Origin of the sequence: Pedobacter cryoconitis, assembly GCF_003259615.1 — a bacterium.
In the GTDB taxonomy this organism is placed as follows: domain Bacteria; phylum Bacteroidota; class Bacteroidia; order Sphingobacteriales; family Sphingobacteriaceae; genus Pedobacter; species Pedobacter cryoconitis.
This window is the reverse complement of record NZ_QLLR01000004.1, coordinates 125,938-141,097: the sequence shown is the minus strand read 5'-3', so window position 1 is coordinate 141,097 and position 15,160 is coordinate 125,938. Positions and strand designations below refer to the sequence as shown.

The window sequence follows — 15,160 nt, the reverse complement described above, 5'->3', positions numbered from 1 at the left end:
TTGTTGAAAAGATATTGGTCTTTTAAAGACTCAAAGTTAATATTTTTATTTGTAATAAAATTTAGTAAGCCCACTTTATATATACTGATCCCCAGGTAAATCCACCCCCAAAAGCAGCAAGAATAATATTGTCTCCTTTTTTTAGTTTGTCTTCCCATTCCCACAAACAAAGCGGGATGGTTCCATTGGTGGTATTGCCGTAACGTTCTATATTGATCATTACTTTTTCAGCCCCTATGCCCATTCTTGAAGCCGTGGCATCAATAATTCTTTTATTCGCCTGGTGCGGGACTAACCATTTCACATCTTCAGCATTCAGCTGGTTACGTTCCATGATTTCTGCCGCTACATCTGCCATATTGGTTACTGCAAATTTAAAGACAGCTTTTCCTTCCTGGTAAACAAAATGTTCTCTCTGGTCAATCGTTTCGTGTGAAGCTGGTTTAACAGATCCACCCGCTTTCTGATGCAGGAATTGTCTTCCGGCACCGTCCGATTTTAAAACAGAATCAATGATCCCATTACCTTCATCATTAGGTTCCAATAATACAGCACCACAGCCATCACCAAAAATGATGCAGGTTGTTCTGTCCGTATAATCAATGATAGACGACATTTTGTCGCCGCCCACTACCAAAACCTTTTGATGTTTTCCAGACTGGATAAATTGCGAAGCAGTAGAAATCCCATAGATAAATCCAGAACAGGCAGCCTGTAAATCAAAACCCCATGCGTTTTTTGCGCCGATTTTATCAGCTAAAATATTTGCAGTGGCTGGGAAAGGCATGTCGGGAGTTGTGGTGCAAAAGATAATCAGGTCGATTTCTTCTGCAGTAATACCTCTTTTCTTTAAAAGTCCATTAACCGCGTGAACGGCCATGTCGGAGGTACCTAATCCTTCACCTTTTAATATTCTTCGCTCTTTTATACCCGTTCGTGAGGTTATCCATTCATCTGTTGTATCAACTATCGTCTCTAACTCTTTATTAGAAAGGATATAATCAGGAACATAACCTTGAACCGCAGTAATAGCAGCGTGAATTTTACTCATTTGTTGTCAGATTTTATTTAAATGCATCTTGTATTTTTCCAACCAGACCTGTAGTAATCATGTCTCTCGCTTGAAAGATCATGTTTTTTACAGCGGTAGGCGAGGAGATTCCATGACCTATGATCACAGGTGCATTTACTCCAAGAACCGGACTTCCACCGTAATTTTCATAATTAAACCTGTCGAAGAACTCATCTTTAAGTCCTTTCTTGATAGTCATTATGTAAAACGATTCAGCCAATTTAAGCATAATGTTTCCGGTAAACCCGTCACATACAATTACATCTGCTTTTTCATTGAATAAATCACGTCCCTCAATATTTCCAATAAAATTAAAGAGGTTACATTCTTTCATCAGTGGAAAAGTGGCCAGACTCAGCATATTTCCTTTTTCATCTTCTTCGCCAATATTGATCAGGCCGACTTTAGGAGTGTTTATCTGCATCACATTTTCAGCATATAAACTACCCAGAACGCCGAATTGGAGCAGAGTATCAGGCTTACAGTCAGCATTCGCGCCAACGTCCAGCATTAAACCTCTTCCTCCGTCAAGTTTGGGTACGATCGTGCACAGACAAGGTCTGATAATGCCAGGAACAGTTTTTACACTAAAAACAGCACCAACCATCATCGCGCCAGAGTTACCTGCGCCGACAAATGCGTCGATTTCTCCTTTTTTTAACATAGAGAAACCCAGAGAAATACTTGAGTTTGGTTTTTGAGCAATTGCTCTTGTGGGATGTTCGCCCATACCAATTACCTCTTCGGTATGAACATATTCAAAGTGATCGGGATTGAACCCGCTGTCAGCGAGCAAAGGCTTAATTTGCTGAGTATCGCCGATTAGCACTAAATGCTCATTTGGCGCTAGTAATTCATGAGCAGCTATTGCTCCCAAAACGTTTGCTTTGGGAGCATAGTCTCCGCCCATTATATCGAGACCTATTTTCATAGTAAAAAATCAGTTTGTGAATAAAGCATTATTGCCTTTTTTTTCAAGCGCCTAAGTTAAACTTAATGAAGCTGAAAACACAAACAATTTCTCCGAAAAATTAACCTATAGAGGTGTTTTCAATAACCAGTTTACCGTTGTAGTACAAATTCCCGTCAACATTGTATGCATGGTGAGGAATGTGGATTGCACCTGTAGTTTGACAAGTAGATAAAGAAGGAGCTACCGCTTTATAGTGTGTTCTTCTTTTATCTCTTCTACTTTTAGAGATCTTGCGTTTTGGATGTGCCATTGCTGATTTATTTAATTATTATTTTAATTTTTTTAATGCTTCCCAACGCGGGTCAGCACTTGTTGTATTTTCTTCTTGTTGAGAAGGATTAGCCAGACTTTCCAGTCTTTCAATCATCTCTTTGTCGCATTTGGCACCATTGCCGTTCTGCTCACAAATTTTTATATAGGGTACTGATACTGTGATAAATTCATAAAGAATCTCTGCAATATCAATGCTACTTTCTTTTTTATTCAATACGATGATTTCTAAATCATCACTCTCCAGTTCATCTTCAGCGAATTTTACAATCTGCCTTTCTGAAATATCCAGAGGGGCATCAAATTCAGCTAAACATTTATCACAATCAAGCTTTATTGTTCCGGCAATGCGAATTTTCAAAATCAGCATTGTCTCCTGTTTATCCAATTCTACCGTAACTTTTAAATCCCCCTTTTTTACCAAAGAGTATTCAAATGCGTCAAAAAAGCTGTTATCAATCTCAAAATCAAATTGATGCTTGCCAATTTTTAAGCCAGTAAACGGGATCGAAAATTGTTTTAAAGGTTTCAATTGTAACAAAATTTTAGCCCGCAAATGTATGAATTAATTTGATACTTCTGAAATGTTTTAGAAATATTATTGTCGTTAATTTGCATCATCCTTCACATCTGCCGCAGTTTCTATAATTTTTCCGCCGCTTCTTAACTGGTTGCTTAACAGTTCGTCCTGTTCACGTCTGTGTTTTACAATGTGTGTCGCAGCAAAAAGTGCTTCTATAAAAGAAGACGGATCTGCCAGGTCTTTTCCGGCAATATCGAACCCTGTACCATGATCAGGAGAGGTACGTACATATTTCATTCCTGCAGTAAAGTTTACGCCAGTTCCGAAAGCGATGGTTTTGAAAGGGATTAAGCCCTGGTCATGATACATCGCCAGTACCGCATCGAATTGTTTATAAGCACCTTTGCCAAAAAATCCATCCGCAGGATAAGGGCCAAAGCAAATTACACCTGAATCAAACGCTTCCTGAATCGCAGGCATAATAATATCCTGTTCTTCACTGCCAAGCAAACCATTGTCACCAGCATGAGGATTTAACCCTAATACGGCAATTCTTGGTTTCTCAATCCAGAAATCTCTTTTCAGGCTCTTATTGATCAGCAAAAGTTTTTTAACAATACTTTCTTTCGTGATACTTTCTGCAACTTTAGAAACAGGAATATGACCTGTAACTACCCCTACGCGAACATCTTCACTCAATAAAAACATCAGTACATCAGGGCTGCCGGTACGTTCCTGCAGGTATTCTGTATGACCAGGGAATTTAAAATTCTCTGCTTGTATGGTATGTTTATTGATCGGGGCAGTGACTAAAGCGTCAATATTTCCTTTGATCAGGTCTTCTGTTGCTCTTTCTAAAGATAACAAGGCATATTTTCCACCAATTTCATTGGCTACACCGAGTTCGATCTTTACATCCTCTTCCCAGCAGTTGATCATATTTGCTTTTTTAGGATTAGCGGCTTCAGCGTCATTGATCACATTGAAACTGAAATCACCTAAACCCAGTGCTTTTCTATGGTAAGAGGCTACTTTTGTATGTCCATAAACGATAGGGGTGCAGTAATCCAGGATACTGTTATTGGCTAAAGTTTTCAGAATCACTTCTAAACCTATCCCGTTTACATCACCTATACTGATACCTATTTTGATTTTATTGCTCATGCTCAAATGAAAATTTGCGCAAAATACAGAAATTCATTAGAAAACGTGCTGTTTTTAAGGGCGATCTGTTTAGAATGGGTAATTATAGCTATTCGGGCTGTAGGCGCAGGTAATTATGGATGAGTAGTTGAATAAAGGCTGAATGGCAAGGTAACTGGCTATGTTGATTAGTTGTTTTTAGCTAACGCTTCATTGCTAATAATTAGGCTGAACTCGTAAACTTTAGTTATTTTGCACCTTTTAGAAGTTTCGGCTTCTTTCGATTAATAAATTATAACAGCAATCATATGAGTTTGGTAAGGGCGAAAAAACATTTAGGGCAACATTTTTTGACCGATAAAAAAATAGCAGCTAAAATTGTAGACGGTCTTGTCCATACCGATCAATACAGTCAGGTGCTTGAAGTAGGGCCGGGTATGGGTATCCTTTCGGACATTCTGCTGGAAAGAGAAGACCTGGAAACCTTTATGATCGATATTGATGTGGAATCTTATAATTTTTTAAAGGATAAGTACCCGCAAATGGGCGAAAGGTTAATTAACGGGGATTTTTTGAAAATGGACCTGAAAAAAGTATTTTCCGGTAAATACGCCATCATAGGTAATTTCCCGTATAATATTTCTTCACAGATCTTATTTAAGGTGCTTGAACATAGAGAAAATGTAGTGGAAATGGTAGGGATGTTCCAGAAAGAGGTAGCAGAACGTTGTGCTTCTAAAAGCGGGACTAAAGATTACGGGATTCTAAGTGTGCTGATCCAGGCTTATTATAATATTGATTATTTATTTTCTGTAAAACCAGGAACTTTTAATCCACCTCCTAAAGTAAACTCGGGTGTAATCCGTTTGAGCAGAAACGAGAGAGTGACTTTAGATTGCGATGAGAAATTATTCTGGATTGTGGTTAAAGCCGGATTTAATCAGCGTAGAAAAACGTTAAGAAATGCTTTGTCAGGCGTATTGCCTAAGGCTAAAATGGATGACAACATCTATTTTGAAAAAAGAGCAGAGCAATTGAGCGTAGAAGATTTTATTACCCTTACGCAGCTGGTTACTAAGCTGGCGTTATAATTATAAGACAGATGAACGGTAAAATTTTAATTGTTGATGATTTACATCCTGTATTCAAAAGCAGGGCAGAACAATTAGGTTATGAAGTAGACGATCGTCCTTTAATCACCAGGGCAGAAACGCTGGCGGTGATTTCAGAATATGACGGTATTGCAGTACGGACGAAGTTTAAGATAGACAGGGAGCTGATGGAAGCTGCACCGGGGCTTAAATTTGTAGCCAGAGCGGGGGCAGGGTTGGATAATATCGACGAGGCTTATGCGAAGGAGAAAAATATTAAGTTGCTGAATGCACCGGAAGGGAACAGGGATGCAGTAGGGGAGCATGCGATGGGGATGTTGCTTTCTCTGATCAATACGCACCGCAAGGCTGATCTGGAGATCAGAAACGGAATCTGGGATCGTGAAGGTAACCGTGGATGGGAGCTGAAAGGCAAAACTGTCGGGATTATCGGTTATGGTTTTATGGGGAGCAGTATGGCCAGGAAGCTTTCGGGTTTTGAGGTGAAGGTGCTTGCTTATGATAAGTATAAAACGGGCTTTTCTGATGCTTATGCGCAGGAATGCAGCATGGAAGAAATTGTTAAACATAGTGATGTGCTGAGTTTACATATTCCGCTGACTTCGGAAACCAGGCAAATGGTGGATGAGGAATATTTGTACCATTTCAAAAAGAACATATTTTTCATTAATACGGCCAGAGGTGAGATTGTGAATACGAAAGCGGTATTGGCAGCGATTAAATCTGGTAAGATATTAGGCGCAGGGCTGGATGTACTGGAAGTTGAAAAGTTCCCGGCATTGGCAGAACAAGACTGGTTTACTGAACTGAAGGAATCTGAGAAGGTTATCCTGACCCCACATGTTGGCGGATGGACTTTTGATTCGTACAGGAAAATTTCTGAGGTGCTTGCAGATAAACTGGAGCAGGTTTAAGAGTTTAAACAAAATTACAAAGCCTTTAGAGAAATTCTAAAGACTTTGTTTATACGCTCTCACCTATATAACAGTTGCCTTTATTTTTCTGCAATTTTCTTGAAATAAGGATTTTTTAAAGCCTTTTCCTCTAATAAATCGACAGGTCGCTTAAAAGCGTCTTCCAGAGAAAATTTCAGTTTGTAATAGTTACTGGCGTAATCATCAATTTTAGCCTTATCAAAACTCACGATCAGGTCAATATCACTGGATTCTTTAAACTGACCATTCAGCACTGAGCCAAATGCGTATAACTGGGTTATCAATAAAAATGAAATCGCTGTTAATAGGGTAAACAATTGTAGTTTGCCAGCTAAATAGTTTGATCATATTCTTTGATTAATAAATCTATCCATAAAAGACTATGTTCTAATTGCTGGTGGTTAACAATATCTTTTTACATCATATCTGAATTTAGTGACAAAGTGTAGCATTTTTCCCTCTATACCTTGCCACTAAAATAATCTTGCAACCGTAACTGTTGAAAGTAAAATTTAAGTATCAGAAAAATTTTTTCAAATAAGATGAGCCTTCTGCGTATTCAAATTTTTATTGATCCAAAGACATATTAACCAGATGATTAATGCTGGAACCAATAAGAGGCTGTAGACAGGATTTATAATTCCCATCAATGCGAAATAGGTCAATGGTGCAAAGATTAAAGCCTTAGTAAAATATGGCTTCTTAATTAAAATAGGCAACATGAATATGAAAATATGACTTATAATGGCTATTAGCCATAAAATAATAAGAAGATAATGTTTTGTTGAGGAAGTCAATTCTGATCTTGGAAACCCAATAAATTCAAAATCATAGATATGTCCCATTACTCCATTTATAGAGATTCCCATAAATAGACTACTTAAACTCATTAGGATTAGGAAAAAGATTAATTTTTTCATTAGATTTTTATATTAAATAAGTTGTTTATGGTAAATGAGAAGTTAATGATTCAATTTTTCACTAAATCCATATAATTAATTGCAAGGACCTTTACCGATAATAGAAGAACCAGTATCTTGAGTTGCGCCATTTTTACTTCGTAGTGCCTGACCAAATTCTCCGGGAGTACAAGTAAAAGGGTATGTACCTGATGTTGACAAACCTGCTCCTGCTGCATTCATCCAGCTTATAGCCGCATCACTACAATTGTACTCAATAAAACCTGGTCTGGGAGTAAGATTATATTGTGCATTGTTGAAATCACTTTCAACTTTACTTAATGCGGAGTTAAATTTGTCTAACGTCACATTGATTTTTAAACTTACGTCATAATCATGACCACTATCATCTTTTATAGCACCACTATCATAAGGAGAACCACCAGCAGGATAAAATCCTAACGTTTGTCTCACACTCGTACCGTCTGTATTGTTTTTCTCAAAACAAACAAAGGTATGTCCTACATCAAAAGTTTTTCCTCCGGGAGTCGTCCAATTTATTCCTGTAGGTAATCCATATGGATTATTAGTAGAGACACCTGGCTGGGGCATTGTTATTCTCGCCCAATTGGCTTGTCCTGCAACTGGCTGATCAACATAAATGGTCATTGTAAAACTCTTGGCCACTTTTCCGTCATTAAAACATTTAGTGTATTTTTTGATGTCACTAATTTTAGGTTTTCCATCATTTACGAGAATAGAGTTTGCAATGTCGCTATTAGATATTTGAGGTGATCCGTTACCGCCACTATTCCCTCCACCTGATGATGGGTTACCCACAGGAATTGACCCAGGAGGAGTATTAATTGCTGGATTAGTCGGTAAATAAGTCCATGCAGGAACAACAGGTGTTGAAACAATTGGTACTTCGTTTAAAGGGTGACCGTTTTGACCACCATCAAATGGAACCGGCTCATCGCCACCAGTAGGATTACAAGTTACCACATCATCCAAGCCTCCTCCCTCACATATTGGCTCTGCGTCTGGATGTTTAATTGCCACTGCTCCCTGTCCAGATCTATTAACGTTAAGTACTAAGTTCGATTGAACCTTTCCATCAAAATATTTCCATCCCGCTATAGCCTGATTATCTAATGTGTAAACCACAACTTTACCCGTAAAATCTGCATCATTGATATAAGATCGTTTATCTGCTAAAGGTTGATTTGCTCCCCTTTTATTAGTGAAGTAGGAAGTGTCAACAAAAATTTTGTATCCCACAGCCTGAATTTTCCCTAAGGAGTCTCTTTGAAATAAGACATCTCTTAACACCCAGGTTTTCTTTTGATACAACGTTTCGTTCAGACGAACCTTTAATATTTTATTTCCATTTTTGACATCGAGCATAACAGGATTATTCCAGTTACTGCCCAAGTTCAGATCAGGCTTGTTGTCCTTTAACCAGGACCTGGCATCCTGAACAGTTATCTCTGAAGTTGGTTGAGCTTCAACCGATACCGGGAGCTCTTTTTTACAAGCATTCAATGCTGTGCAAAGAAGCATAAACATTAAGAGGCGAAAAGTAAATGATTGTAATTTCATGGCATATCTTAGTTTTAATTACTTAGTAAAACTAAAATGTCATGCCTGATATATTTTTGACATTTATCAAAAAATCAGCTTTACTTTCTGATCCGGCTTAATGTTTCTTGTGATATACCTAAATAAGACGCTATATACCCGAGTGGTACTCTATTGATTAGAGTTGGGTGATGGGTTATCAATTGCTCATAACGTTGTTTTGCACTTAACATCCTGAGATTATTAGCTTGTATTTCATTGCGGATATAATAGTGCTCCGTAAGCTTACGGCCAATAAAATTGAACTCCATAAATCGCTCATACAATTGATCAACTTTTTCTCTTTGTAATTCGATAAGAATACAATCTTCTAATGTTTCTATATATTCAAAACTTGGTTGTCCGGTAAAAAAGCTAAAAACGGAAATTAGCAATTCATTCTCCACTAAAATCCAGGTGGTCGTTTCTTTCCCTTCTTTATCCAGGTAATATACCCGCGCCATTCCCTTCGCAACAAAATAAATCCTGTTGCTCCGGTTTCCTGCTTCAAGTAATATTGTTTTCTTTTTTACAGGAATGACTTCACTATTACTGATTATAGCTTCTTTAAATTCCCCGCTGATTAAGTGAATGGAATTGAACAACTGAAATAGACTGGCATAGTAGGTATCCGGACTCTCCATTATTTAATAATTTACTTCTAAACTTAGGTATTTTATAGGAACATAGTTCATGCTTTTATAGTAACTAAACTTTAACAATCACTTATTTCTCTGCTGATTACGCGTTGTTTATGCCTGCGAACAGAAATTAAAATTATCTTTATCAACAAACGCATCATTCATGGAGTTTCTTTACATCATCTTACTGGTTGTTATCATTATAATGATTGCCACCACTAAAAGCAGTCTGAACGATAGAGTCGGGCGGCTTGAATACCGGATTTTTGAATTTCAGGAGCTGTTAAAGCAAAGCAGACCCGGTTATGTTCCACCAGAAAATACAGCCGCAGAGCCAGAACCACAAGAAATGCGGCCGGTAGACTGGGGGACAACGCAATTTCAGGCACCAGCAATTCCATTTGTTCCGCCACCCTATAAAACTACGAAAGATCTTAACCCTGATCCTGTACGCGACTCCATCCCTGAGCCCGTTAAAGAAGAATCTACGGAAGCAATTGTTCCAGAAGAAACGACAAGACCAGAAGTTATTGACGATACACAGGTTAATGTTTTTGAACTTTTAGCCGAAGAAAATGCCCCTCAGTCAATTCAGCAAACTATTCACCGCGAACCTGCAGAACCGGAGCTTTCCTTCTTTGAAAAACACCCAGATCTGGAGAAATTCATTGGAGAGAATTTAATCAACAAAATCGGGATTGCCATACTGGTACTCGCTATCGGTTACTTTGTGAAATTTGCTATTGACAGCAACTGGATCGGTCCGGTAGGCCGCGTTGGTATTGGCGTACTTTGTGGAGGGATCTTAATCGGCATCGCCCACTGGCTCCGTAATTCTTACAAAGCATTCAGCTCTGTTTTAGTTGGCGGAGGGATCGCTGTTTTATACTTTACCATTACGCTCGCCTTTCACCAGTTTCAGCTGTTTAATCAAACCACATCCTTTATTATCCTGATTGGAATAACCTGTTTTGCCGTCGCCCTTTCGCTGCTCTACGATCGGCAGGAAGTGGCTGTTATTGCATTAGTGGGCGGTTTAACCAGTCCATTAATGGTGAGCACCGGGCACGCCAATTATCACGGTTTATTTATTTACCTGGTGATCCTGAATGCAGGGCTGCTGGTGATTGCTTACCGTAAATCGTGGCGTTTCCTCAATGTTTCAACCTTTGTACTCACCATACTCATGTTTTCAGCAAGTCTGTTCAGCATGCCAGTTGCAAGTTATGGGATTGGATTTTTATACGCCAGCATTTTATACCTGCTATTCTTTGGGATCAATGTAGCCTATAACGTCAGGGAAAATAAAACATTTATCGGCTCTGATTTTACCATCCTGTTGTGTAATACAGCATTATACTTTGGTGCAGGGCTATTCCTGCTCACAGGAATGCACCAGGAACAATTCAGAGGGCTTTTTGCAATAAGTTTAGCGGTAATCAACCTGCTATTATCTTACCTGCTGTTCAGGAATAAAAAAGTGGATACCAACGTACTTTACCTGCTGATTGGGATTACCCTCACCTTTATATCCGTTGCCGGGCCAATTCAATTGCATGGTCATTATATCACGTTATTCTGGGCAGCGGAAACCGTACTGCTTTACTGGCTTTATAAAAAATCACATATCTATTTAATGCAGCTGGCCTCACAAATCATCTGGGCATTAATGCTCTTAAGTCTGTTCATGGACTGGGCAACAATTTATGGGGATTCGAAAATATCAGTTCCTGTACTGATCAACAAAGGATTTATTACGACACTATTTGCTGCACTCAGTTCTTATCTGTTATACGCTCTTTATCAAAAACCAGAGGTTGAAGGAGAAACTCCTAAGGATGACATCCTAAATCCGGTATTTATTAAATATGCAGCTATAATACTGCTGTTTTTAAGCGGACTGCTGGAAGTTAACCATCAGTTCTCCAACCGGTTCCCGCAAACTTCTTTGAACAGTTTGTACGTAATTTTATATGTCTCCGTATTCCTTTATCTGTATCTGTTCTTAGCTAAAAAACTAGAAGCGCTCCGGTTAGACTGGAGGATAAGCACTGTCCTGATCAGCACCTGTATCGTAATCTATCTGTTTTTTATGGTCGGATTTTTCGATCTGCAGGAAGCTATCCTTGTGCAGCAGGAGATTGCGCCATTTCATTTTATAGCCCATTGGGTCTGCGCGGTATTTATCGGGCTGTTATTCTTTAAGCTGATTCAGATCGCCAGAACCTTACTGCCAGAAACGCTGAGGAAAATGGCAACCTGGGCTTTAGCAGGTTCAATTGTCCTGTTCTTAAGTCTGGAAGTCAGCTTAATCAGTAACAGGTTGTTTTATTCAGCTACCAATCCAATCAGCCATGTAGAGACGATTTATATCAAAACAGGTCTTCCTGTATTATGGGGATTATTATCATTTGCGATGATGTGGCTGGGGATGCGTTACAAGTACCTTACCCTCAGGATTATTTCATTAAGTCTGTTTGCACTTACTTTACTGAAGCTATTTATATTTGACATCAGCAATATCCCGCCTGCAGGTAAAATAGCAGCATTCTTCTTCCTGGGTGTAATACTGCTGATCATTTCATTTATGTACCAAAAGGTTAAAAAAATTATTGCCGCAGATGAACCCCATAAAGATGAATAAACAGTTTTTTTTAACATTAACCCTTTTACTGAGTGTTTCCTGTGTATTCGCACAGCAAACATTCAAGTACCAGGCGGTATTGCCAAAAGTAGAAGCGGATGGATTTTACAGGGTTGATTTAAGCCCTGAACTAATTGCTGGTGCCCAGGCAAATCTTGGTGATGTCCGGATACTGAATCAGAAGAAACAGTTTTCCCCTTATATTTTTGGAAATCAATTGGTTTTTAAAGATCAGCGGAGTTTCATCGCCTTTCCGAGGTTAAAAGCATTGGCGGAAATAGATACGGTGACCACCTTTATTGTGGAGAACGCGGCTCACCTGACCATTAACCAGTTGAGTTTACAGTTGCGCAATGCTTCTGTGAAAAGAAACGTGAACTTATCAGGGAGCGACGATCTTAAAAAATGGTATGCGATCAAAGAGAACATATCTTTAGAAGAAGCTGTTACTGATGAGCCGGGAAATGGGACTTATCGGCAGCAGCTGAATTTTCCTTCCAGTTCTTACCGGTATCTCCGGATACAGATTAACAATGAAAATAAAGAACCGGTAGCGATACTTCAGGCAGGTATTTACAGGCAGCAAAGTATCCCGCCTGTTTATGTTCAACTTAAAAAGCCTTTGATTCAGCAGCGGGATAGTGCACAGGTAAGCTATATAACGGTACGTTTTAATGTACCTTATCAATTGAATAAACTGCACCTGGAAATTGCCGGACAAAAGTATTATAAACGGAACATCAGGGTATATGCAGTACATCAAAAAGAGAAAACATTGGTTGCAGATACTTTTATTAGTACCCCGGCGATTCCTAATCTGTACTTGTCAGCTAAAACAAACCATTTAGAACTTGAAATTGTAAATGGCGACAATCCACCTTTAGTGTTGAATAAAGTTAATGGCTATCAGCTGAGTCAGAGTCTGATCAGTTACCTTGAAAAAGGACAGGACTATGCGATTTTATTCGGGGATGCAAAAGCAAATGCGCCAGATTATGATTTGAAGTTTTTTGGGGATAGTTTACAACAGGAGTTAAAACCGCTGAATTATCAGTTGATTTCTGCAAATCCTTTGTATCAAAAGATACCAGAGAAAAGTAAGGTGGTAAAAGCAGCTGGCATTCCGGGCTGGGTTATCTGGGCGGCAATCATTGTGGTGGCTGCTTTACTGGGTTTCCTGACATTCAGAATGACGCAGGAAGTAAGCAAAAGAGATAAAATATAAAAAGCCCTGCTACGCTGGTAGCAGGGCTTTATGCTAAGTAATTTATTTATTCCAGCTATTGTCTGATGGTTTAGCATCCATATAAATACCACCATCCAGCACCATGGAGGTCACTGGTTTGTCTGCAGTAAATTGAATATTAATCGCTTTCTGGTTGAATTTCCACACAGCCGGAGTTTCATGTATCACATGAGTTGTTCCGTCTGCATAGGTAACTTTAATATCAAAAGGTATTGCAAAACCACCATTGTTTTGAATAGAGATATTATAAGTCATTCCTTTGATCGTTACTTTATCAATCGCCAGATCAATATAGTTATTGCTGAAGAACCAATTGTTCCAGAACCAGTTTAAGTCTTGCTTGGAAACGTCATTGATCGTATTGAAAAAATCCCATGGAATAGGGTGTTTTCCATTCCAGCGATCCATATAAGCATGCAGGTATTTCTTGAACAATACATCCCCGAACATATCTTTTAAAGCCAGGTAAGCCAGCGAAGGCTTCACGTAAGCGTTATTGCCGTAACCTGAACCTGATACCTGGGTAGATAAAGTAATAATTGGCTGATCCTCTTCTGTAGAAGGGTCTTTAATCCATCTTTCTACTCTGAATTTCTTGTAATTCTGATCTGCTTTCTCTTTGCCAAGTTGCTGCTGACCGATCAGGTATTCTAAAGTCGTTGCCCAGCCTTCATCCATGTGTGCATAACGGGTTTCATTCGTGCCCATGTAAAAAGGGAAATAAGTATGCGCAATTTCATGGTTCAGTACAAACTGGCTGAATTCCATATCTGGTGTGCTGCTGTCATTCACCATCATCGGGAACTCCATATCCGCAAAACCCTGTACCGCTGTCATTTTTGAGAATGGGTAAGGAACACCCGGCCAGTTATTTGAAAACCAGTCTAAAGCCAGTTTAGTCCAGGTTGCGGCATGAGAAAAATCTTCCGCCTTGCTATCATAAGCAGATTGTACACTTGTTCTTCTGCCGGTTTTTTTGTCCACGACTACGCTTCCTGCATCCCACAAATAATGATTGCTCAGGGCAAAGGTTACATCGGTAATATGATCTGCAGAAAATTTCCATGAATTCCATTCGTTCTGTTTAGTCACTTCACCATTTGCCATTTCCTGCGCCTTCGCAATAGACACAACTTCTTCACTAGTATAAGACTTTTTAAGCTTCTCTGCGAATTTAGTTTGTAACACCTCGTTCGGGTTTTTTAAATCGCCCGTGGCCCATACTACGTAGTTTTTAGGCGCTTTCACCGTTAACAGGTAATCATTGAAATCATTATAGAATTCAGTTCTGTCGGTATGCGGAATTTTATCCCATCCATTGTAATCATCATAAACTGAAACTCTTGGGAAAGCATAGGCTACGAAAAAAGTAGTACTATCGATCTGGCCTTCTCTGCCGCTTACTTTTGACAAAGGATAACTCCAGTTGATTTTAAAAGTTGCCGTTTTGCCCGGGCCTAAAGCGCTTTTCAGTTTAATGTCTGAGGTCGTGCCCCAGTCTTTACTGTCCACGTTGTAACTCTGGCCATCCACCGTAAATAAACTGATGTCCAGTCCTGTGGTTAAATAGTCTTTGCTGACATAACCTGCTCTTGGGGCTTCTGGTTTGTGCATGTTATTAACAAACCTCATCGTTATTTTCTTCAGTGTATCCGGACTATGGTTCGTATAGGTAATGGTTTCCGTTCCTTTGACTAATTTGTCATTTGGCGTGACCGTGATCGTCATATCGTACTTCCCTTTATTCTGCCAGTAGTTTTTTCCAGGTTTGCCATCCAGCGCACGTGTGCCGTTAGCGAACGCTGCTTTGATATTCCGTGGCATGTACAGTTCCTGGGCCTGCGTAGTAACGGCTCCCAATAAAAATAGCGTAGCTATCTTGAAAATGTTTTTGTGCATCATATTTTTTTATAATTCGTTCAATACCTGTCTGAATTCAGTTACTCCCCTGTTTTAAGACCTGTTTGAATTTTATTTTCCAAATTTAAACAGGGTTGAGCCAGATAGCTGAATTCAGGCAGATTTTCAAAAGTAATCGTTTTCACCCTGTAAACAAGTTATTAGCTAAATATTAAAGGGGGC

Annotated in this window: 13 protein-coding genes; 4 read left to right on the top strand and 9 right to left on the bottom strand. The window is 39.1% G+C overall.

Annotated elements, in window-relative coordinates; translation table 11 throughout:
- Positions 1-61: 61 nt before the first annotated feature.
- The 5 genes from LY11_RS07075 to pdxA all read right to left on the bottom strand — a co-directional run bounded on the left by LY11_RS07075 (position 62) and on the right by pdxA (position 4,002).
- A complete protein-coding gene (locus LY11_RS07075; protein ID WP_068405612.1) occupies positions 62-1,051 on the bottom strand; it encodes a beta-ketoacyl-ACP synthase III in 990 nt (329 codons plus the stop codon).
- Positions 1,052-1,064: 13 nt separating this feature from the next.
- Positions 1,065-2,003 carry a phosphate acyltransferase PlsX gene (gene plsX / locus LY11_RS07070; protein ID WP_111633015.1) on the bottom strand — a complete coding sequence of 313 codons (939 nt, stop codon included), beginning with the start codon at positions 2,001-2,003 and terminating at the stop codon, positions 1,065-1,067.
- Between the two features lie 100 nt (positions 2,004-2,103).
- The gene (rpmF, locus tag LY11_RS07065) at positions 2,104-2,295 is read right to left on the bottom strand and encodes a 50S ribosomal protein L32 (RefSeq protein ID WP_068405618.1); all 192 of its coding nucleotides are present in this window, start codon (positions 2,293-2,295) and stop codon (positions 2,104-2,106) included.
- 18 nt (positions 2,296-2,313) lie between these two features.
- Positions 2,314-2,847: a YceD family protein gene (locus LY11_RS07060; RefSeq protein WP_068405621.1), complete on the bottom strand. Its 534-nt coding sequence runs from the start codon at positions 2,845-2,847 to the stop codon at positions 2,314-2,316.
- Positions 2,848-2,922: 75 nt separating this feature from the next.
- Positions 2,923-4,002, bottom strand: a complete 1,080-nt coding sequence (pdxA, locus tag LY11_RS07055; protein WP_111633014.1) for a 4-hydroxythreonine-4-phosphate dehydrogenase PdxA — start codon at positions 4,000-4,002, stop codon at positions 2,923-2,925.
- Between the two features lie 287 nt (positions 4,003-4,289).
- Between pdxA and rsmA the strand changes: the two genes are divergently transcribed.
- Both rsmA and LY11_RS07045 read left to right on the top strand, forming a co-directional pair.
- The gene (rsmA, locus tag LY11_RS07050) at positions 4,290-5,072 is read left to right on the top strand and encodes a 16S rRNA (adenine(1518)-N(6)/adenine(1519)-N(6))-dimethyltransferase RsmA (protein WP_111633013.1); all 783 of its coding nucleotides are present in this window, start codon (positions 4,290-4,292) and stop codon (positions 5,070-5,072) included.
- Positions 5,073-5,083: 11 nt separating this feature from the next.
- Positions 5,084-6,007: a 2-hydroxyacid dehydrogenase gene (locus LY11_RS07045; RefSeq protein WP_111633012.1), complete on the top strand. Its 924-nt coding sequence runs from the start codon at positions 5,084-5,086 to the stop codon at positions 6,005-6,007.
- Positions 6,008-6,087: 80 nt separating this feature from the next.
- Here the strand turns inward: LY11_RS07045 and LY11_RS07040 are convergent, their stop codons facing one another.
- From LY11_RS07040 to LY11_RS07025, 3 genes are all read right to left on the bottom strand, one after another.
- Positions 6,088-6,345, bottom strand: a complete 258-nt coding sequence (locus LY11_RS07040) for a nucleotidyltransferase family protein (protein WP_111633011.1) — start codon at positions 6,343-6,345, stop codon at positions 6,088-6,090.
- 678 nt (positions 6,346-7,023) lie between these two features.
- The gene (locus tag LY11_RS07030) at positions 7,024-8,490 is read right to left on the bottom strand and encodes a hypothetical protein (protein WP_146610808.1); all 1,467 of its coding nucleotides are present in this window, start codon (positions 8,488-8,490) and stop codon (positions 7,024-7,026) included.
- A gap of 119 nt (positions 8,491-8,609) precedes the next feature.
- The gene (locus LY11_RS07025) at positions 8,610-9,191 is read right to left on the bottom strand and encodes a Crp/Fnr family transcriptional regulator (protein ID WP_111633008.1); all 582 of its coding nucleotides are present in this window, start codon (positions 9,189-9,191) and stop codon (positions 8,610-8,612) included.
- 160 nt (positions 9,192-9,351) lie between these two features.
- Here LY11_RS07025 and LY11_RS07020 point away from each other — a divergent pair, with 160 nt between their 5' ends.
- Together LY11_RS07020 and LY11_RS07015 are read left to right on the top strand one after the other, a co-directional pair.
- A complete protein-coding gene (locus LY11_RS07020) occupies positions 9,352-11,832 on the top strand; it encodes a DUF2339 domain-containing protein (protein ID WP_111633007.1) in 2,481 nt (826 codons plus the stop codon).
- The gene (locus LY11_RS07015) at positions 11,825-13,057 is read left to right on the top strand and encodes a DUF3999 family protein (RefSeq protein WP_170132646.1); all 1,233 of its coding nucleotides are present in this window, start codon (positions 11,825-11,827) and stop codon (positions 13,055-13,057) included. Before LY11_RS07020 ends, LY11_RS07015 begins: the two co-directional genes overlap by 8 nt.
- A gap of 42 nt (positions 13,058-13,099) precedes the next feature.
- Here LY11_RS07015 and LY11_RS07010 read toward each other — a convergent pair whose 3' ends face one another.
- Positions 13,100-14,980, bottom strand: coding sequence for a M1 family metallopeptidase (locus tag LY11_RS07010; protein WP_245952637.1), 1,881 nt, complete (start codon positions 14,978-14,980; stop codon positions 13,100-13,102).
- Between the last annotated feature and the right edge of the window lie 180 nt (positions 14,981-15,160).

Bases quoted from the DNA above. Each gene is read 5' to 3' on its own strand.
- LY11_RS07075 (WP_068405612.1), bottom strand. From the start codon at position 1,051: ATGAGTAAAATTCACGCTGCTATTACTGCGGTTCAAGGTTATGTTCCT.
- plsX (WP_111633015.1), bottom strand. From the start codon at position 2,003: ATGAAAATAGGTCTCGATATAATGGGCGGAGACTATGCTCCCAAAGCA.
- rpmF (WP_068405618.1), bottom strand. From the start codon at position 2,295: ATGGCACATCCAAAACGCAAGATCTCTAAAAGTAGAAGAGATAAAAGA.
- pdxA (WP_111633014.1), bottom strand. From the start codon at position 4,002: ATGAGCAATAAAATCAAAATAGGTATCAGTATAGGTGATGTAAACGGG.
- rsmA (WP_111633013.1), top strand. From the start codon at position 4,290: ATGAGTTTGGTAAGGGCGAAAAAACATTTAGGGCAACATTTTTTGACC.
- LY11_RS07045 (WP_111633012.1), top strand. From the start codon at position 5,084: ATGAACGGTAAAATTTTAATTGTTGATGATTTACATCCTGTATTCAAA.
- LY11_RS07030 (WP_146610808.1), bottom strand. From the start codon at position 8,490: ATGCTTCTTTGCACAGCATTGAATGCTTGTAAAAAAGAGCTCCCGGTA.
- LY11_RS07025 (WP_111633008.1), bottom strand. From the start codon at position 9,191: ATGGAGAGTCCGGATACCTACTATGCCAGTCTATTTCAGTTGTTCAAT.
- LY11_RS07020 (WP_111633007.1), top strand. From the start codon at position 9,352: ATGGAGTTTCTTTACATCATCTTACTGGTTGTTATCATTATAATGATT.
- LY11_RS07015 (WP_170132646.1), top strand. From the start codon at position 11,825: ATGAATAAACAGTTTTTTTTAACATTAACCCTTTTACTGAGTGTTTCC.
- LY11_RS07010 (WP_245952637.1), bottom strand. From the start codon at position 14,980: ATGATGCACAAAAACATTTTCAAGATAGCTACGCTATTTTTATTGGGA.